At 47.1% G+C, this 19,293-nt stretch carries 20 protein-coding genes and 2 pseudogenes; 12 read left to right on the forward strand and 10 right to left on the reverse strand.

Features of this window, described 5'->3' with window-relative positions:
- A pseudogene (locus L5M10_RS20875) lies at positions 1-235 on the forward strand (IS4 family transposase); the annotation flags it as partial.
- 52 nt (positions 236-287) lie between these two features.
- Here L5M10_RS20875 and L5M10_RS20880 read toward each other — a convergent pair.
- The gene (locus tag L5M10_RS20880; protein ID WP_131525141.1) at positions 288-1,178 is read right to left on the reverse strand and encodes a cation diffusion facilitator family transporter; all 891 of its coding nucleotides are present in this window, start codon (positions 1,176-1,178) and stop codon (positions 288-290) included.
- A 51-nt stretch (positions 1,179-1,229) separates the two neighbouring features.
- A complete protein-coding gene (locus L5M10_RS20885; protein ID WP_113941370.1) occupies positions 1,230-1,739 on the reverse strand; it encodes a Spy/CpxP family protein refolding chaperone in 510 nt (169 codons plus the stop codon).
- Positions 1,740-2,023: 284 nt separating this feature from the next.
- On the opposite strand from L5M10_RS20885, the gene L5M10_RS20890 reads away from it, so the two are divergent.
- Both L5M10_RS20890 and L5M10_RS20895 read left to right on the forward strand, forming a co-directional pair.
- Positions 2,024-2,710 carry a response regulator gene (locus L5M10_RS20890; RefSeq protein ID WP_105251061.1) on the forward strand — a complete coding sequence of 229 codons (687 nt, stop codon included), beginning with the start codon at positions 2,024-2,026 and terminating at the stop codon, positions 2,708-2,710.
- Entirely contained in the window at positions 2,698-4,074 is a 1,377-nt protein-coding gene (locus L5M10_RS20895; RefSeq protein ID WP_251073464.1) for an ATP-binding protein, read from the forward strand. The genes L5M10_RS20890 and L5M10_RS20895 overlap by 13 nt, the downstream gene beginning before the upstream one ends.
- Positions 4,075-4,167: 93 nt before the next feature.
- Here the strand turns inward: L5M10_RS20895 and L5M10_RS20900 are convergent, their stop codons facing one another.
- The 4 genes from L5M10_RS20900 to L5M10_RS20915 form a co-directional block, all read right to left on the reverse strand.
- Complete coding sequence (locus L5M10_RS20900; protein ID WP_263255829.1) at positions 4,168-5,148, reverse strand: MDR family oxidoreductase; 981 nt, start codon at positions 5,146-5,148, stop codon at positions 4,168-4,170.
- Positions 5,149-5,321: 173 nt separating this feature from the next.
- A complete protein-coding gene (locus tag L5M10_RS20905) occupies positions 5,322-5,840 on the reverse strand; it encodes an ankyrin repeat domain-containing protein (RefSeq protein ID WP_263237590.1) in 519 nt (172 codons plus the stop codon).
- A 177-nt stretch (positions 5,841-6,017) separates the two neighbouring features.
- The gene (locus L5M10_RS20910) at positions 6,018-7,538 is read right to left on the reverse strand and encodes a catalase (RefSeq protein WP_317629958.1); all 1,521 of its coding nucleotides are present in this window, start codon (positions 7,536-7,538) and stop codon (positions 6,018-6,020) included.
- 282 nt (positions 7,539-7,820) lie between these two features.
- The gene (locus tag L5M10_RS20915) at positions 7,821-9,722 is read right to left on the reverse strand and encodes a sigma-54-dependent Fis family transcriptional regulator (protein ID WP_263255830.1); all 1,902 of its coding nucleotides are present in this window, start codon (positions 9,720-9,722) and stop codon (positions 7,821-7,823) included.
- Between the two features lie 381 nt (positions 9,723-10,103).
- On the opposite strand from L5M10_RS20915, the gene L5M10_RS20920 reads away from it, so the two are divergent.
- On the forward strand, positions 10,104-11,624 hold the full coding sequence (locus L5M10_RS20920; protein WP_263255831.1) for an aldehyde dehydrogenase family protein: 1,521 nt from the start codon (positions 10,104-10,106) through the stop codon (positions 11,622-11,624).
- 165 nt (positions 11,625-11,789) lie between these two features.
- Here the strand turns inward: L5M10_RS20920 and L5M10_RS20925 are convergent, their stop codons facing one another.
- Together L5M10_RS20925 and L5M10_RS20930 are read right to left on the reverse strand one after the other, a co-directional pair.
- Positions 11,790-12,293: a hypothetical protein gene (locus L5M10_RS20925; RefSeq protein ID WP_263255832.1), complete on the reverse strand. Its 504-nt coding sequence runs from the start codon at positions 12,291-12,293 to the stop codon at positions 11,790-11,792.
- 84 nt (positions 12,294-12,377) lie between these two features.
- Positions 12,378-12,848, reverse strand: a complete 471-nt coding sequence (locus L5M10_RS20930; protein ID WP_113941377.1) for a DUF2809 domain-containing protein — start codon at positions 12,846-12,848, stop codon at positions 12,378-12,380.
- Positions 12,849-13,067: 219 nt separating this feature from the next.
- Here L5M10_RS20930 and L5M10_RS20935 point away from each other — a divergent pair, with 219 nt between their 5' ends.
- From L5M10_RS20935 to L5M10_RS20965, 7 genes are all read left to right on the forward strand, one after another.
- Positions 13,068-13,655 carry a cytochrome b/b6 domain-containing protein gene (locus tag L5M10_RS20935; protein WP_263255833.1) on the forward strand — a complete coding sequence of 196 codons (588 nt, stop codon included), beginning with the start codon at positions 13,068-13,070 and terminating at the stop codon, positions 13,653-13,655.
- A gap of 53 nt (positions 13,656-13,708) precedes the next feature.
- Positions 13,709-14,149 (forward strand): DUF1924 domain-containing protein, encoded by a 441-nt coding sequence (locus L5M10_RS20940; protein ID WP_025008005.1) that lies wholly within the window; start codon positions 13,709-13,711, stop codon positions 14,147-14,149.
- 68 nt (positions 14,150-14,217) lie between these two features.
- Positions 14,218-14,781 (forward strand): diheme cytochrome c, encoded by a 564-nt coding sequence (locus L5M10_RS20945; RefSeq protein WP_263255834.1) that lies wholly within the window; start codon positions 14,218-14,220, stop codon positions 14,779-14,781.
- Positions 14,774-15,040: a PepSY domain-containing protein gene (locus tag L5M10_RS20950; RefSeq protein ID WP_011787607.1), complete on the forward strand. Its 267-nt coding sequence runs from the start codon at positions 14,774-14,776 to the stop codon at positions 15,038-15,040. The genes L5M10_RS20945 and L5M10_RS20950 overlap by 8 nt, the downstream gene beginning before the upstream one ends.
- Positions 15,040-15,699, forward strand: a complete 660-nt coding sequence (locus L5M10_RS20955; RefSeq protein ID WP_011787606.1) for a response regulator transcription factor — start codon at positions 15,040-15,042, stop codon at positions 15,697-15,699. Before L5M10_RS20950 ends, L5M10_RS20955 begins: the two co-directional genes overlap by 1 nt.
- A gap of 4 nt (positions 15,700-15,703) precedes the next feature.
- Positions 15,704-17,020 (forward strand): sensor histidine kinase, encoded by a 1,317-nt coding sequence (locus L5M10_RS20960; RefSeq protein WP_263255835.1) that lies wholly within the window; start codon positions 15,704-15,706, stop codon positions 17,018-17,020.
- 101 nt (positions 17,021-17,121) lie between these two features.
- Positions 17,122-17,598 carry a GNAT family N-acetyltransferase gene (locus L5M10_RS20965; protein ID WP_263255836.1) on the forward strand — a complete coding sequence of 159 codons (477 nt, stop codon included), beginning with the start codon at positions 17,122-17,124 and terminating at the stop codon, positions 17,596-17,598.
- Between the two features lie 97 nt (positions 17,599-17,695).
- Here L5M10_RS20965 and L5M10_RS20970 read toward each other — a convergent pair whose 3' ends face one another.
- The gene (locus tag L5M10_RS20970; protein ID WP_105251048.1) at positions 17,696-17,905 is read right to left on the reverse strand and encodes a hypothetical protein; all 210 of its coding nucleotides are present in this window, start codon (positions 17,903-17,905) and stop codon (positions 17,696-17,698) included.
- A 409-nt stretch (positions 17,906-18,314) separates the two neighbouring features.
- Positions 18,315-18,827 carry a DUF1993 family protein gene (locus L5M10_RS20975; RefSeq protein ID WP_063885021.1) on the reverse strand — a complete coding sequence of 171 codons (513 nt, stop codon included), beginning with the start codon at positions 18,825-18,827 and terminating at the stop codon, positions 18,315-18,317.
- Between the two features lie 304 nt (positions 18,828-19,131).
- Between L5M10_RS20975 and L5M10_RS20980 the strand changes: the two are divergent.
- Positions 19,132-19,293, forward strand: a pseudogene (locus L5M10_RS20980) (IS110 family transposase); the annotation flags it as partial.

Consider the following 19,293-nt stretch of genomic DNA (forward strand, 5'->3'; position numbering starts at 1 on the left):
GTTGATGGTTCAATGCCTGTTGTGGCTAGTTGGTTTACACGCACAGCAACAGGGCTGGGATAAGCATTTTCAGGCCAATACCATTGGGCATCGAACGGTACTCTCAACGATTCGCTTGGGATTGGAGGTACTCAGGCGGCCTGATTATCAAATCACGGAGAAAGAATTGCTGGCGGCCTGGGTATTATTCGCCAATCAGTTGCTCAAATATGGCTATGCTATGGCTGATTTATGAGGGGATCCTTCAGGACTTTGCTTCTGCATCCATGCCATAGCTTGCCCTTAATTTATGTTTCGTTGACTTCAGGTTTGACTGGATCTTGGTGAATAATCACCTCAGCATCTTCGAAGGCGGCTTTGACTCTTATCCCTGTTGTATCGGCAATACTGTGGGCTTCATTCAAACTCAAATTGCCATCGAGTTCTAAATGAAATTGAATAAAAACAGTTTTGCCTGCTTGACGAGTGCGCAAATCATGCAATCCTTGCACCCGTGGATCTTCCATCGCGATTTGCGTGATTTGCTGGCGAGTCTCTTCGTCTAGCTCTCTGTCTAACAAGGCTTGAATTGAGCGATAACCTAAGCCAAAGGCTTGATGACCAATATAAAATGCAATCATTACCGCAAATAAACCGTCAGCCCACCACCAACCGTATTGCGCTAATACTAGTGCCAACAATACCGCACCATTAAGGAATAAATCTGATTTATAGTGCAGCGAATCAGCTTCAACCACAGTACTTTTTGTCGCCGCTAATGCGCGTTTCTGCAACATGACTAAAGCTAACGTCATCACAATCGCTATGATAGAAACAACTACACCTATGGTGGCATTTTCAACCGGAACAGGTGTTAATAGACGCTCGCCACCATAGAAAAGTAATAAAAATGCGGAGCCCATAATAAAGGCGGATTGCGCTAGAGACGCTAACGGCTCAGCCTTACCATGACCATATCTGTGGTCATGATCCGGCGGCACAAGCGCGTAACGAATGGCAATAAAATTGATAATAGAAGCGAGAGCATCGGCAAAGGAATCCGTCAAAGATGCCAACATACTGGCAGAGCCGGAATAAAGCCAAGCGAACATCTTGATAAGAATAAGGATCAAAGCGGTAGCCACGGAAGCGCGGCTAGCCAGTTTGACCCAAAAATCGTATTGGGAAGTTTGAGTCATAAGGGATCTATCTTGGGAAGCTATGACCCTATTGTATATCAGCTAAGACGCTTAACCGCGAGGTTCTTTACCAGCTTGTGCTTCAAATCGCGCTTTAAACTTAGCTTGCTGCTCTGGTGTCAGCAGATTAAATATTTGATTATGCAGCTTCATACGTTCAATGGCTTGAGTTTGACGCTGCTCTTGCTGCGCACTCATCAGTGCCTTTGCTTGTGTTTCATCAAAACTAGGCGCGGTAATTAGGGCCTGCATCTCAGTGCGATGTGCCAAGCGTTCCTCTTTCGTTGGACGATTATCAGCACGCGTGGCTTTCTGATCGGCAAACAACTTTTTGACGTCAGCTTTCTGGGCATCCGTTAAATCGAGCCCTTCAAACATACGATGCATGCCACCGTGGTCCATATGTCGGCCGCCATGTTCCATGCGGTCGCCTTTATGGAATTCAGATTTAGAGAAGTCGCAGCCAGCATCCTTAGGTGCAGCATTAACTGCCGTCGCGAAAACCGCAGAACTCGCTAGAATGGCAAACAGGCTCGCTTTCAAAGGTGATAATGTTTTCATAGTGTTAACCTCGATGGTTCAACTTTAATATGGCAAGTAATAAGACACAGTGACGACCCTTTTAAGCCGAGTCACTTTCGACCCTTCCAGTCTAAACCCCTATATGTAAGTGAGGGCGTTGCCTGAGTAAATCACTGTAAAGTTGCGGCAATAACTCTATTCTTTACTTTGGCTTACATTGCTACACAGCAATTGACATCAAAACAGGTATACTCAGCCAAAGCGCTAAAAGTGCCTATGATAAACAGGCACATGAGGCCACATTACAGAGATTAAGGAACAGTATGAGTCGGATATTATTAATCGATGACGATCTGGGGTTATCTGAGCTACTAGGGCAACTGCTCGAGTTAGAAGGGTTTCAATTAACCTTGGCCTACGACGGTAAACAAGGTTTAGATCTGGCACTGACCGCAGATTACGATCTGATCCTACTCGATGTAATGCTACCTAAATTAAACGGTTTTGAAGTGCTACGCGCACTGCGCCAACATAAACAAACCCCAGTATTAATGTTGACGGCCCGTGGCGATGAAATCGATCGCGTAGTTGGGCTTGAAATCGGCGCCGATGATTATCTGCCAAAGCCGTTTAATGACAGAGAGTTAATCGCCCGTATCCGCGCCATTATTCGTCGTTCGAACTTAACAACCCAAGAAATCCATGCCGCGCCCGCCCAAGAGTTTGGCGATCTACGCTTAGATCCATCGCGCCAAGAAGCTTACTGTAATGAGCAATTAATCATACTCACAGGCACTGAATTCACTCTGCTGCACACCCTAGCACTGCACGCTGGAGAGTTGATGAACAAGGAAGAGTTAAACGAGAAAGTGCTCGGCAAAAAACTCATGCCCTTCGATCGCAGCTTAGACATGCATTTATCGAATCTACGTAAAAAACTCCCCGAGCGTAGCGATGGTCGGCCAAGGGTGAAAACCATCCGTGGCAAAGGTTATATTTGGCTCCCATAACGGCGGTATCGACTGTGCCTAATCGTTTATTTATCAAATTATTGCTCGGATTTTGGCTGTGCAGCTCGCTAATCATTGCCTTAGTGGGTCTGTTACCATTGCTGCAACAAAATCACGACCGTGCGCCACTGCCACCTCACCTTGAAAAAGTCCTATCGACGATAGCTAAGCGCATTCAAGAAAACCCCGCCTTACTGGAATCCGATTTTCTTCGGCGCTGGGAAAGACACAGAGACATGGAAGGTAAACCTCTACGGGTCTATCTTGTCAACAGCCAAGGCCAAGTTATCAACACCCACAGGGTGAGTCGCGGTGTGCGCAGCTTTATGCTGATGGCAGATGAAGAAAAACAACCGATTAGCCATCAGTTTAAAGATGAGCTGGTGTTTGGTCCCTATCAATTTAATCTGGGCGCTGAAACCTATTCACTTTATGGCCGCCTACCGGATAACCATCCACGGCCTTGGTTCTTCTTCTTCGCCGAAAATAAGTTATTAACCTTAAGCCTAGCGATTTTCCTTTCGGGATTATTATGTGGCTTGCTCGCGTGGCATTTAGGTAAAGCATTAAATTCACTCAAAAAAAGTGCGAATGCCCTCGCCGAAGGTGACTTAAGTCACCGTGTCGATAAGTCCACCACACAGCGTAAAGATGAAATAGGCCAATTAGCCAAGGCCTTCAATAGCATGGCCGACTCCATCGAAGCTATGGTGAATAATCAGCAGCGGCTCATGGGGGATATTTCCCATGAACTACGCACCCCATTGACGCGGCTACAGTTATCCCTTGCCCTCGCCCGTAAAAAAGGTCAGCAGACCACCGAAACGGAACGCATAGGTTATGAAGCTGAGCAACTCGAAAAGCTTATCAGTGAATTGTTAGAGCTCTCGCGGGTCAAGCTCAGTACTAACGAAACCAAAGTACATTTAGGCTTGGCCGAATCCCTGAGCCAAGTTTTAGACGATGCGGAATTTGAAGCAGAACAGCAAGGTAAAAGCATTACTATCGATATCGATGAAGAAATTGAGTTAGCGCATTTTCCTAAATCACTTTCCCGCGCGATTGAAAATCTGCTGCGTAACGCGATCCGTTATGCCGCAAGCGATATTCACCTGCAGGCGAGTGCGACGGCTGATCAAGTACAAATTACCATAAAAGACGATGGTCCAGGCATAGATGCCGCCGAACTCGATGCCATTTTTAAACCTTTCTACCGCCCAGACTCGGCAAGACAAAGAGAAAGTGGAGGCTGGGGACTTGGGCTGGCAATCACTGAAGCGGCGATCACCGCCCACAAAGGTAAGATTAAAGCCGAGAACCGTATACCAACAGGCCTTAAAGTGACGATTACACTGCCGAAATAGCCGATATGAAGAACAAGTACAGGAGGCTCAACTAATTAATCGTAATTGGCAACACCTCAGTGTTGCCATTGTGTTAAAACGTAGAAAACGAGATTATAGCTTAACTAATACACGTCCGGTAACTTGACCTTGGATAATTTTATTCGCGAAATCAGGCACCTCTGCCAATGATATCTGCTGGCAAGCTTGCTGATAAAAATGTTCGGGTAGTGCTTTAATCACAGCTTCCCACGCCGCTTTTCGTTTCTCGAATGGACAAGAAACGGAGTCGATTCCCAGTAGGCTCACACCCCGTAAAATAAACGGCATAACGGTTGTTGGTAATGCAAAACCTCCCGCTAAACCACAGATAGCGGCGGCGCCACCGTACTGCATTTGCGCTAATGCTTTGGCAAGGATCTTGTTGCCAACGGTATCGACCACACCCGCCCAGAGCTGCGCCTCAAGCGGCTTAGCATCTTGTTCAAGCTCACTGCGATCAATCACTTCTGCGGCACCAAGCTCCTTCAATAAAGGCGCATTCTGTTCAACTCGACCACTGCAGGCGACCACACGATAGCCAGCATTGGCGAACAAAGTCACCGCCACAGAACCCACACCACCACTGGCACCTGTGACAAGAATATCCCCACTTTGCGGTGTTATCCCAGCCTGTTGCAGCGCTTGCACGCACAACATAGCCGTAAGCCCAGCAGTGCCTATCATCATGGATTTAGCGGCATCACAACCTTGCGGCATGGGCACCAGCCAGTCGGCTTTAACTCGCGCTTTTTGCGCCATACCACCCCAGTGGTTTTCGCCCACGCCCCAGCCCGTCAAAATCACCTGATCGCCAACTTGGTATCTTGCATCCGTCGATTCGCGCACCACGCCCGCAAAATCGATGCCTGGTACCATAGGAAACTGACGAATGATTTTGCCAGCACCGGTCACAGCTAAACCATCTTTATAATTCAGCGAGGAATAGGCGACATCAACCAAGACTTCCCCTTCTGGCAAATCAGCTTCTGTAATTTGTGAAACTTGAGCAAACGTGCGTTTATCTTCTTGCGTCAGTAGTAAGGCATCAAACATGAATCGCTCTCCGAAGGCCAAACCGTATTAAACGATATTCAAAAAGTTACCATAAAAGGCATAGACGCTATTAACAAGCAGACTTATGGCTAATAGTAAATGCTGAGATCTAAACAGATTAAAGATAATGACCCAGAGTGATCAAGCGCAAGAGATGGCAAGATCTAGCGTCTTTATTGCTTTAAACTCGCTTGCTGTAAAGCGCCACTTTGACCCCAGTAGCGGGCAAACTCAGTCAAGGTCATTCCGGCATTATTCGTTAGGCTCGCATCGCATTCTTTCGCGTATAGCCGCTTTACGATATTGAATTCGGCCTTAATCACAGCGCCCATCATTGCCGTATTACCACGCTTATCTTGTAAACAAGCATTAGCACCATGCTCAAGCAATAAATCCGTTGCAGCCTCTTGGCCGTTATAGGCCGCCACCATTAGCGCGGTATAGGTTTGACTATTTCTCTGGTCAATAGGGAAGCCCGCATCGAGAAAATGCTCAAGCACTGTGATATCGCCGGTACGCGCTGCAGCAAAAAAGTAGTCCACCAGCAATTGTACTTGTGCGGTATCGGGCTCGTCTGTTTGACTTGCAGTTGCGGATGTAACCAATGGTGCTTGAAGCGAACCCGCCCCCATTGCCACCGACATACTCAGGGCCACAATAATCAATAATAAGATAGCAATAGTGTGTTTCATCAATGGCTCCCAGCACAGCTAAAATAGAGATTTAAACAATGAGACGTGACGAAATGCCCGCAAGACGCTCTCTTAAACTGGGCAGAAAAGAGCTTGTTTACGTCTTGCGGGACTTACTGGATTCGGACAGTTAACGCGCAAATCTCTGCGACCCAAACAGTCCTAAAAATAACGACATCAGATTGAACGCTGTTTAACCTCGGCCAGATCACCCTTTACGGCCTTGGTTAAACGCTCACCAAACTCTGGGTCTGCACGATAAAAGTGACTGAGCATCTGATGTTTCACATTGGTATCGTTCACTTTGCCTAAGTCACCGGCCAAGTTAGTGATCAGATCTGCTCTATCTTGCTTGCTCAAGCTGCGATAAAAGACGCCCGCTTGGCTAAAGTTATCCTGCTTGCTAATAGCCGTTTGTTGCACAGTCCCCGTCAGCGCAGTTGTTACCGCACGATAACGATTATCTTCGGCCAAGGCTAAATGTACGCTCGGTTGATAGTTCACATCGGACTGGGTATGCCCCATATTGCCCGCACCTTCTTGGTTGTGGTTTGCCACCGCCACTAAGGGTTTATTAATCGGCAATTGCGACAAATTCGCGCCGAGTCGATACAGCTGAGTATCGGCGTAGGAGAACATGCGGCCTTGCAGTAATCTGTCTTCCGAAGGCTCAATCCCAGGGATCAAATTCGATGGCGCAAATGCCGCTTGCTCAGTCTCTTGGAAGAAGTTTGCAGGCATGCGGTTCAGCGTCATAGTGCCCACTTTTTGTTCTGGCACATCTAGCCACACCTTAGTGGCGTCTAACGGGTTGTAATCAAACTTATTAAGCTCAGTCGGGTCGAGTAATTGAACGTACAGATCCCACTTAGGATAGTTACCCTTGTTGATCTCACTATAAAGATCATCAGTTAAATGGTTAAAGTTTTGCCCTTGGACTTTAACCACTTCATCGGGACGTAAGCCTTTAACACCTTGCAGACTCTTCCAGTTAAATTTCACGTATTTAACTTGGTTATCTCGATTCACAAATTTGTACGCATGCACACCGAAACCGTCCATTTCACGATAACTGGCAGGTACACCTAAGTTACTGTAAACCTGAGTCAACATATGGGTTGAACCCGCTTCGTGACTGAAAAAATCGAAGAAACGATTCGGATCTTGCATATTGGTCACTGGCGATGGTTTGAGTGAATGCACCATGTCAGGAAACTTGATCGCATCGCGAATGAAGAATACGGGTAAGTTATTACCCACTAAGTCCCAGTTACCTTGGTCCGAATAAAATTTGGTCGCAAACCCTCGGGGATCACGCAGCGTTTCTGGCGAACCTTTCGAGTGGATCACGGTAGAAAAGCGCACAAATACGGGCGTCACTTTACCTTTTTGTGCAAAGGGTGCCGCTTGGGTTAGGTTACTAAAATCGCCACTCGATACAAACTCACCATGGACACCTGTGCCTCTGGCGTGGACGACACGCTCAGGAATACGTTCACGGGCAAAGCGTTGTAGCTTCTGGATAAGCTGCACATCTTGCAATAACACGCTGCCATTACTGCCCGCTGTGGTCGAGTTTTGGTTATCACCCACAGGAGCACCATTGTCACGTGTCAGGGTATTTGTTGGTAAAGTTTGAGCCTGTACATTCAATGTCAGACCCATAGAAATAATTAAAAGGCTTTTAGTAAGATGCATAACAGTTCCTCTTCTATGCATAACGCCAAGCTCTTTTCTGCCTGCCAGCAGTATAGTTCTGAATTTATAATTAGAAGAAGCGATCTTTATCGATTATACGAATCAATAAAACCTATTAGACATAAATTGGCAACAACAAAAAGTCACATTGTCAGATACTGAAGCTAGAGATTGTGGACTAAAACCTCTCGGTTTTAGTCTATTGCGAAGTGGATAAACATGGAGTGATTAAGAGATATTTGGCGATTGATTGAGCTTCGTAACAAGAGCCGTAAGCGAGTATTAATCCTTAAGCCCCATCTGTTTTAATCGCCGGTACAAGGCATTACGGCTGATCCCTAAACGCTTAGCGCATTGGCTCACATTGCCATTACAGGCTTGGTATGCCTGCAGCACATTGCTATAAATCGCCTCATTTAGGGAATCCGATTGAACCTTTGTGACATTCGGCTCCACAGCGAACTTACCACTTTGCAGGGGTGATGCAGAAGGTTGACCACTTACCTCTTTAAATTCATCACATAAGGGTGCAGCTTGTAACAGGTCTCCTTTTAACGGCTCGCATGTGAGTTTAGCAGCCAGATAATCGGGTAAATGTTGCCAATTGAGGATGTTGTCTCCTTCTGCCATCAAGCAAGCGACTTGCATGAGGTTATCCAGCTCACGCAAATTCCCCGGCCAGTCGTATTGCATCATTTGCCCTAACAGTTCTGGGCAGATATCCTGCGCGGCGATACGATGTTTACGATGCAATTTATGGATAATACGCTCGATATCCTGCCGCTCACGCAGCGCAGGTAAACGTACTTGCAGACCATTCAATCGATAGAATAAATCCTGCCGAAACAGCCCTTGAGACACCTGTAGTTCTAAATCCATATGGGTTGCGGCAATGATTTGGATATCGACTTTAAAGCTTTGATTACTGCCAACGGGTACCACTTCGCGTTCTTGCAATACTCTGAGTAAACGACTCTGGGCCGCCAGCGGCATTTCACCGATCTCATCTAAAAATAAAAAGCCGCCGTGGGCTTGGCGAATTTTACCGATAAATCCAGTACGGTTTGCCCCAGTAAAAGCGCCTGCCTGATAACCAAAAAGTTCAGATTCGACTAACTCGGCGGGCAATGCGGCGCAGTTCACTGCCACTAAGGGCTCGGTGCGACGCGCACTCTGGGCATGGAGCTTTTTAACAAATTGCTCTTTACCCACCCCAGTCTCACCGAGCACTAACAGCGGAATTTGCTTGGTGATCACCTTATTGGCATGTTGCCAAGCGCGTTCTAATTGAGGATCGCGAAACCGAACCCCCAATTGATTGAGCGATTTATTGCTAATCGCAACTCGACCCTTAGCGCTGGGAATATTTAAGGATTGAGTCTGTAAATGCAAAGCTAAATGTTGATTAAAGCCACCCGCACGGCTCCAATTATCGCCTAAGTACTGCTCGACGGTATCGCCCACCTTGGCATGATTAAGCAATTGTTTCGCCATGGGATTACAACCCACGATGCGACCATCACTATCGGCAATCACTATGCCCTGCCAACCCGAATTCAACAGATTTGGCTGCGCCGCTAAATCGATTCGATAATGACTATCGGGCAGATGGCACAAAAGCGCGGTCTCGACCTGCTGCGCCAAACTGGACACTAACATCAGCGTCTGCTGGGTATGTCTTTGCTGCTCGCTGGTGATATCAATCACCCCGAGCATGTCACCTTGGGGGGAAAATATCGGGCAAGCAGTGCAACTCATAAAACGATTCTGGCGAATAAAATGTTGCTCACCCACCACAGATACCGCTTGTTTGGCGGTAAGTGCCGTCCCTATCGCATTGGTGCCCTTGTGCTGCTCAAGCCAATTCACCCCAATATCCAGAGCCACATCCGCCAGTTTTGTGGAGTAACGGCTCACGCCCCAATGCCTAAGCACATAACCCTCGGCATCGGAGAGCAAGAGTCGGCTATTAGAATGCGCCATCAACTGATTAAACAAAGGCAAGGCATGGGATTGCACTAATGCTATGAGCATTTGATATTGCTCATGTTTCTGCTTTAGTTCGCAGGCATCGAGCCTAAGATCTTGGGGTAACTGAAATTCTGACAAGCCAGCGCCAATGCTGCGCTGCCACGAATCGGCCAACCACGCCTGTGTCGATGGTAAATGCGGTTTAACTGCCATAGCCGTGCTCCCCCGAGCTGTGTTCCGTTTCGGCACAATTGCTGTGTGCCACTCAATGACAAAGTAACCACAGGACACACTTCTCTCCCTGAGTGCCCATACTTATTCAAATCTGCAAAATTAGCTTTTCATCATACTGTTAGCACAACAAGTGTACAACTCCTGCCAGTTTGGCACTCTCCTTGCGATGCCCCCTTGGTATGCAAGCCTCAGGTGTTGCATAAGAGAACACTAAGCCAATCAATAGGATTGGCTTAAAGCAAAACGAAAAATATTTAAAAAGGCATCCAGCAGAGATGCATCAACAAGACTCCCTTGCTGAAGCCAAGAGCGTAAAAATCGCCAACGCCCAGCATGCCATCCACAAGAAGGAATGATTCTATGATTTATGCTCAACCCGGAACCGCAGGCGCAATCGTTAACTTCAAAGAAAAATACGCTAACTTCATCGGCGGAAAATGGGTCGCCCCAGTCAATGGCAAATACTTCGACAATCGCTCACCCGTGAATGGCCAAAATTTTTGCCAAATCCCACGCTCCGATGCCCAAGATATTGAATTAGCATTAGATGCTGCCCACGCAGCCAAAGACGCTTGGGGTAAAACCTCAGTCACCGAGCGCTCAAACCTGTTACTGCGCATTGCCGATCGCGTCGAGCAAAATCTCGAATACTTAGCCGTTGCCGAAACCTGGGAAAACGGTAAAGCGGTGCGTGAAACCTTAAACGCCGACTTGCCCTTATTCGCCGATCACTTCCGCTACTTTGCGGGTTGTATCCGCGCACAGGAAGGCAGCGCCGCCGATATTGATGGCAACACAGTCAGTTATCACTTCCCAGAGCCTTTAGGCGTGGTCGGCCAGATCATTCCTTGGAACTTCCCGCTCTTAATGGCGGCATGGAAAATCGCCCCTGCGCTGGCGGCAGGTAACTGTGTGGTACTCAAGCCTGCAGAGCAAACACCGGTATCGATTTTGGTCTTGCTCGAACTGATTGAAGACCTATTACCTGCGGGGATCCTTAACGTAGTCAACGGCTTTGGTGCCGAAGCAGGACAAGCACTGGCCACCAGCAAACGCATCGCTAAATTGGCCTTTACGGGTTCCACCGAAATTGGCTATCACATTTTAAAATGCGCCGCCGAGTCCTTAATTCCATCGACCGTTGAGCTTGGCGGTAAGTCGCCTAACGTGTTTTTTGCCGATGTGATGGACCATGAAGACGAATATTTAAATAAAGCCGTCGAAGGTATGTTGCTGGCCTTCTTCAACCAAGGTGAAGTCTGTACTTGCCCATCACGGGTGCTAGTCCAAGAGTCGATTTTCGATCGCTTTATTGAAAAAGTGCTCGCCCGTGCACAAACCATTAAGCAAGGCGATCCCTTAGATACCGACACTCAAGTGGGGGCTCAAGCCTCCAAAGAACAGTTCGATAAAATCTTAAGTTACTTAGCCATAGGTAAGGCTGAAGGTGCAGAAGTGCTATTGGGCGGCACACTTTGCCAACTCGATGGCGGTCAAAGCGAAGGTTATTACATCAGCCCAACCATTATGAAAGGCCACAATAAGATGCGTATCTTCCAAGAAGAGATCTTCGGCCCCGTCATTTCGGTCGCCACCTTTAAAGATGAAGCCGAAGCGCTGGCGATCGCGAACGATACTGAGTACGGCCTAGGCGCTGGCGTGTGGACGCGAGACATGAATACAGCTCAACGTATGGGACGCGGCATTCAAGCGGGCCGCGTTTGGATTAACTGTTACCACGCCTATCCTGCCCATGCCGCCTTTGGTGGTTACAAAAAATCCGGCATCGGCCGCGAAACCCATAAGATGATGCTCAACCACTATCAAAATACCAAGAATCTCTTGGTGAGTTACGATGTGAATCCTTTAGGTTTCTTCTAAGGTTTTGGTGCTCAAACAAGCTGATGTGAGGAAGCTTTTATTAGGTTTTTAAACGTCTTTGTAAGCAAGCTTATAAAACTTTCCGCATGAGTAATAGATACAAGTGATAAACATGAAAGGGCGAATAGCCCTTTCTTTTTTAACTGAATTTAATTCAAACCTCACTCAGTTTATATTATCAATCCGCGCTAAACGCTGAGCTAATTCAGCAAGAGAGGCGGCTGTTTGCGGATCGCTTTGGGGATCGACAACTTCAACCAGTTTAAGCTTTGGCTGAAAAGTTAACCAAGAGCTGCCCGTTGTAATCACTAAATCCAGCACAAACTGACCGTAATAGTGCAACCTCAGTCGGTTATCCGCCATGGGCCAATGGGCATAAAGCAGAAAAGAATCGTACATTTGCGCCAAAGAGGTTGTCGCAATGAGCTTAAACCCTTCATCAAGCAGACTAAACTCGGTCGATTCTTCGAAGGGACAATCAAAAGAAGTGATGACCAAATACCCCGAGGTTTTATTGGGTAAAACGCAGCGATATTGGCCTTCAATCACTAAGCCAGCAATAAAGGTATGAGTATGTTGGCCATTGAAATACAAAGGCATTTTCAGTGGATTAAGCTCAAGTCCATCGGTATGATCTGTTAGCAGTGAAAACCCCGTTATCGGTTGCATCCCTTACCCCACTTATCTCGTCTACCTATCTCGCCTACTTATCCGCGAAAACACACGTCACGTGGCTCTTGCGGATTCAAATCACTAGGACTGGCGGCTTTTCCAATAACAGCCCAATAAGATCAAGTAACCGACAAAATATGCCACGAGATCGAGTGGATCAAAATGGCTACCTATCACTATCCGCGCCAAGCGATTTCCGCCCAAGCCTAGCTTGTCGACTAAACCCCAATACTGGCCAAACTCGATAGCAAAGGCAAACAGCAATACCGCAAACGCCAGCCAAGGAGTTTGAAATAAGCGCTTAATGCCATCGCCGGTGTTTTTTGCTGCGGTATTTTCTACCGGATGGGTATGAGTGACTGGAGCGACAGCCCGCGCCATGCAAAACAGTAAGATCACCACCAATACATCGCCCACAAAACCACGGATAAAACCCGCAGGCGCATATAAAGCGATTAAGACTTCAGTCAAAAATAATAAAACGGCATAAATAAAAAAGGATTTACGACTCGGATTGCGGCTGATGAAAGCGCGAATAACGGCGGTAGACATAGATACGTTAGTCCCTAACTTCACTCGGTTGAGGTGGCAGAATCTACCGTAATACCAAGAGGTTAACAAGCGAGTTTCGTTGACATTTAAAGCTCCCCACCTAGGCAAGCGCGCCACTTAACCCCATCAACTCACTGAATGTTCGCGCCTCAAAATTTAAGCGAGGTTTAAGTTTGGGTTAAGTAGCCTACACCTAAACCCACTTAGGAGCGTCACACCATGTCATCAAACACACTGCAAACCATCAAAGTCTGGGACCTGTTGATCCGCATATTCCATTGGTCTCTCGTCGGCTTTTTCACCTTAGCCTACCTTACTGAAGGCGAAGACGAGTGGATGACCATCCACAGTTACGCAGGTTACAGCATCTTAATTTTACTGGTGTTTCGTCTACTGTGGGGCGTGATTGGTACCCACAATGCGCGCTTTAGCAACTTTATCACTCGCCCTAAAGAAGTGCTGGTGTACCTCAAAGGGCTCATCACGGGCAAAGCCAAAGACTACATAGGCCATAACCCCGCTGGAGCAATGATGATAGTGGCCTTGATTGCCAGCATAGCCATCACGGGATTCTCGGGCATGGCGCTGTACGCCACCGACGGACACGGCCCATTAGCTACGAGCTTTTTCGCCACTTGGCCCGAAGGCGCCATAAAAGAAGTCCATGAATTCTTTGCCAACTTCACCGTGTTCCTTGTGGTCATCCACGTTGGCGGCGTCATCGTCAGCAGCCTATTGCACAAAGAAAACTTAGTCAGAGCCATGGTCACTGGCAGGAAACAACGCCCTGCGGAACAAAAAGATTAATCCATTAGCCATTTTGCTTAGCAATAAGACATCCAGCCCAAAAGGAATGCTCTATGAACAGATTAACCAGACATACGAATAAAAGTCGCCTTGCCATTGTCGCGATTTCCACCTTGCTGCTGACTAGCCTTAGCGCCGCCAACAGTAAAGTGCAAAGCCTGCCACTTAGCGCCGAGCGTATTGGCACGCAGCTGCAAAGCTATCAAGCCCAAGGCGCTGGACCTTTTACCGCCGCCGCAGGACAAAAGCTTTGGCTACAGGACATGGACGGTCGCAGCTGCGCCAGTTGCCATACCGCCAAAGTCACCGACATGGGGATGCACCAAAATACCCGTAAACCCATTGACCCTATGGCGCCGTCGATTACCGCAGATCGGTTAACCGACTCAGCCAAAATCGAGAAATGGTTTACCCGTAACTGTAACTGGACCTTTAAACGCGACTGCACGCCGCAGGAAAAAGGCGATGCCTTACTTTGGTTAAGCCTGCAATAACTGCAATTTTTCGATCAATTAAATTCACTGCCTTCAATTAAAGGTAACGACACAAAAAGGAAGATGTCATGACTAAACAAGCACACCCTATTAGCTGGATCTTAGGTTCATCACTCACAGCTGCGGCATTAGCCATTGGCGTTATCGGCATCAGCCTAACTTTAACTGGCACAGGCTATGCCGACGATGGCCGCGAGCTCAGCCGCGCCATTCCACAGAATGCGGAATACACGGCTGAATGTGGTAGCTGCCACATGGCCTATCCAGCCAATTTACTCCCCGCCGACAAGTGGCGCGCCATTACCGCAGATCTTGAGAACCACTTTGGTGACAACGCCAGCCTAGATCCTCAAGTCACTGCTAGAATTGAGGAATATCTGGTTCAACATGCGGCGCAAAATGGTAAGGTGATGAAAAACAGCACGCCGCTGCTCGTAGGGTCTGGGCCGCAGAAGATCACAGAACAGGCATATTTTATTGGCAAACACGATGAGATCCCAAAACGTATGGTGCAAGATAATCCCAAAGTCGGCTCATTCAGTCAATGCAGCAATTGTCACAACCTCGCAGAGAAGGGCATATTCGATGAAGATACCGTTAATATTCCTGGTTTTGGCCGCTGGGATGATTAGCAGTCCAAGCACTGATGCTCACGACGATGATCTTTCCAGCAAGGTGGTCGAGTGGGTTAAGGAGGGCAAGGTTTTGCCCTTTGACACCATAATGCAACGTTACGAATCACGCCTGCAGGGGCGGCTGCTGGACTTAGAAGTCGAGCAAAAACATGGCAGGATCATCTACGAGCTCGAGATCCTCCGTGACGATGGCATAGTGTATGAAATCAAAATTGACGCCAAAACCGGCGAGTGGCTAAAGGAAAAGGTCGACTGATGCGTTTGCTATTGATTGAAGATGATACCGATCTGGTCGCGCGCCTGATTCCCGCCCTTAACAAGGCGGGTTATACCGTCGAGCACGCCGATAACGGTATTGATGGCGCCTTTTTAGGCGAAGAAGAAAACTTCGAAGCCGTGATCCTCGATCTCGGTTTACCCGGCAAACCCGGTTTACAAGTCCTCGGCCAATGGCGACAAAAAGGCTTAGCCATGCCAGTGCTGATCCTCACCGCACGTGATGCGTGGCACGAGCGGGTCGATGGCCTCAAGGCGGGTGCCGATGATTACCTCGGCAAGCCTTTTCACATTGAAGAACTACTCGCAAGGCTCGAAGTGTTGATCCGCCGCCACTTTGGCCGTGCCGACAATGTGTTGCAGCATGCAGGCGTCTCCCTCGATGTCGACAAACAAGCCGTCACTAATGTTGATGGTGCAGTGATAGAACTGACTAAGATTGAATATCGTCTGCTGCATTACTTAATGGTCAATCCCAGCAAAATCGTCTCTAAGTCAGAGCTCAGTGAACGCATTTACGAAGAAGATCAAATCAAAGACAGCAATGTCATCGAAGTGTACGTCAACCGCCTGCGCCAACGCTTAGGCAAGGATTATATCGAAACCCGCCGCGGCCAAGGTTATCGACTCAAGGAGTAAAGGCGTGTATTCACTCAAGGGTTATCTGACGCGCAATCTGCTGATCACGCTCACCTTTGCCATGGTGCTGTTATTGTATTTTCTATACCAAGGCATCCAAATATTAACCCAAGACTTTGTCGCTTCGCGTCTACAACACGATGCCGACAGCCTGATCTCCGCCCTGAATCATAATCCCGATGGCACATGGGCGCTCACCACAGACCGCTTGCCCAATGTGTACCACAGGGTTAATTCTGGGCATTATTTTGCGATTCAAATCGGCGAGCAAACTCTGCGTTCACGCTCCCTATTCGACCATAACGTGAACATGCCTAAACTGACCGCTGGTGAGCAACACCAAGCCACTGAGTTTGTCAGCAAAGAGCATTGGCTGATGTTCAGTCAGGCCGTTATCAAAGATGATCAATTAGTTACCCTGTGGGTGACAGAAGATATTAGCTCGCTTGAACAAACCCAAGTGCAGTTTTTAGCCTTTGCCAGCGCAGCCGTGTTACTCACGATTGTCATTCTATTAATAGCACAGTATCAATTACTTAAACGCGGTTTTAAACCCTTAGAGCAGATGCCAGAAGCTATCCGGCAAATGCGCACCCAAGGGCAAGAAATCAATCCTGACCAAGTGCCAAGCGAGATAGTCCCACTGATCGAAGAGATAGATCGTTTAGTCAATCAATTGGGCCAGCGAGTACAACGCTCCCGTAATGCCTTGGGTAACTTAGCCCACGAAATGAAACGTCCGTTACAAGGGCTGCAGTCCTACCTAGAAAGCCTTCCACTAGAACAGCGGAGCGAGGGCAGCAAGGTGCTCGCAAACCTGCACCACATCATCGAGAGAGAGCTTAAGCGCACTAAGATTGTCGGCCTGTCCACTCCAGGGCGTTATACCGTACTCGATGACGATCTTGCGCCGCTGATTCAAGTAATGCAGCGCATTTACCCAGACCGCATTATTCACAGCCATTACACGAGCGGCTTAGTAATGCCGTTTGATCGGGATGACTTACTCGAACTCTTAGGCAACTTGCTGGATAATGCCTGCAAGCATGGCCGCAAAAATATTGAGATCCATATCAGTCAGCAGAACGTGCCAACCACAGGCTATGGGATAGAAGTGAGTGATGATGGCGAAGGTGTCTCCGATGCCGCGCTGTCCGTTATCATTGAGCGCGGCATTCGGCTAGATGAAAGCATCCAGGGCCATGGTTTAGGATTATCTATCTGCAAAGATATCGTCGACAGTTATCAAGGCGAACTCGGTTTTAGCCATGCGAAACAAGGCGGGCTTAAAGCCAGCGTATTTCTGCCGCTCCCGAGTTAAACGGTATACTCACTCGGCCTGTGCCACTGAGTTCATGCAAGCTAATAGAGGGTATAATTTGCCCATTCAAATCCCTTTCACCAATCAGTCTAGAGATTTATATGAAAGTTATCGACCTAAAATCTGCCCCGCAACACATTCCACAATTGGCGGAGTGGCATCATCAAGCATGGGCACATTTGAGTTCTGCGGATGCTTCTGTCACCACGCTGATTGAGGAAATGAACGAGTATTTAACTGACGCCGCCATCCCCAAGATGTTTATCTGCGAACAGGAAAATCAAGTGATGGGATCATCTTCATTAATCACTGCAGATATGGACAGCCGAACTGACTTAAGCCCTTGGCTCGCCAATGTGTATGTGAATGCAAACCATCGAAATAAAGGATTAGGTAAGTTGCTAGTCAATGCCGTCGTTGAGCATGCTAGAGCGATTGGTTTACAGAAAATCTATTTGTTTACTGCAGATAAAGCCGATTTTTATCGAACGCTGGGTTGGTCAATGATTTCACAGGAAGATTATAAAGGCGAGATGGTCACGATTATGGAGTATGAATTGAGTCAGCAAAGTTGCTAAGTTAAGAGAGCAAGCTCCACGACGGACGTCGTGAAGCTGTACATGCGGGCTAAATATCTAAATGTGATATCCAATACTTAGCGACAAGCCGATGGCTTTAGTCAATTTCAATATCCACACCGAAACGATTGGATAGTTGGCGTTGCTCGTGCAGAATTTCAATTCGGCGGCGAGTGTCTTGGGTCAACTTGTCTTTGAGACGCAAACCACTGGTAATGGCGGCTTTTTTGGCTTTCTTGCTCTTCATCGGTAAATCAGTTGTCGTTGCATCCGTAGGACTCTCGACGGCTTGAGATTCGATAGACATAGCTAACTCCTTTAATTAGAACCTTAAATAGGCTCTTCCAGTAAATCCCTGCTCTAGACGAAAAAACAGGTCATCTATAATGAGTCAATTCGCCATTCACTATTTAAGTAACAGATAATTTGGCGACTCATAAACTTACGGTCCATATCATTCATCTAAGCCAACAAGATTAAATACATACTGATAGGATGAAGACGATCGAGACATAAGGTCGAAATGAAAAACTGAGTATTGATTGACTTCATCGACGCAACAGAACCCTAACGAGTCCTAAATTTCACGGCGACAAAGCGGCATAACATAGGTAGAGAAAGAACAGGTAGTAATGCAGAAAGGTTGGTAAGCTCGAGCGGCAAAGCGCTGCTGCGCAACAATTAGGCTACGCAACAGTACTACATCTAGCCTAGATTTACGACTTATATGGCATAGCGCCGAGGTAATCTTTCTTGCCAATTTCAACACCGTTGTGGCGCAAAATCGCGTAGGCTGTTGTTACATGGAAGTAAATGTTCGGAATAGCGTGCTCAATGGCAAACTCATAACCTGTAAGATATTTTCCTTCCCATCGTGGTTGTGAGACATGGATCGTGGCCGCATTAGCAAAATCATCCGCTTTAAACGTTGCTAAATAATCCAAAACTGAGCTAATACGCGCTTGCAACTCAGCCAGCGTCGTCTCGCTATCATCATGCTTTGGCACTGTATCTAAGTTATCAGTCAAACGTGCTACGCCAATTTTGGCAGTATCGCAGGCAATTTGAACTTGGCGAATAAGATTGAATTGATCCGGCGCTAAACGTGAGTTTAAAAGAACCGCCATATCAACTTTCTTGAGGTTTGCGAAGCATTCGCCTTTTTCAAGAATAACGCTTAAATTTTTCAGCATCTTGCTAAATTGTACAACCGTTAAATCATAAAGCATGGCATAGACCTCATTGATGGACGCTACAAAACTGCAGCACTTAAGACGATCTTGGGGCAAATTACTCAATTTCAATCATTCTTGGAATTTAAGTATCTGCTTAATAATAAATACTTCAATATAAACAATATTAAGTCAATTAGGACGAGAAAAGATAGACGTTACCAGTAGGGGTAGAGCGTCAGCTACAAGCCGAGAGATTAAAATTATCTCGGACTGTAGTGATGTGATGGACGCCTCAGCACCTAAGCTTGCAGTATTATGCCAAGCTTAAAGCTGACAAATAGTTCTGGAGGTTTCCATCATGGATATTAAAGTTATTGGTATCGATTTAGCCAAAAATGTTTTTCAAGTTTGTGTTTGTCTTATGGATAACTCTGTCATGAGTAACAAAAAGGTTAACAGAAACAAGCTGCTCGATAAAATTAGACAATTCCCCGAAGGTAGCCTTATTGCTATGGAGGCC

Source organism: Shewanella sp. SM32, assembly GCF_025654235.1.
GTDB classification, from domain to species: Bacteria; Pseudomonadota; Gammaproteobacteria; order Enterobacterales; family Shewanellaceae; genus Shewanella; species Shewanella oncorhynchi.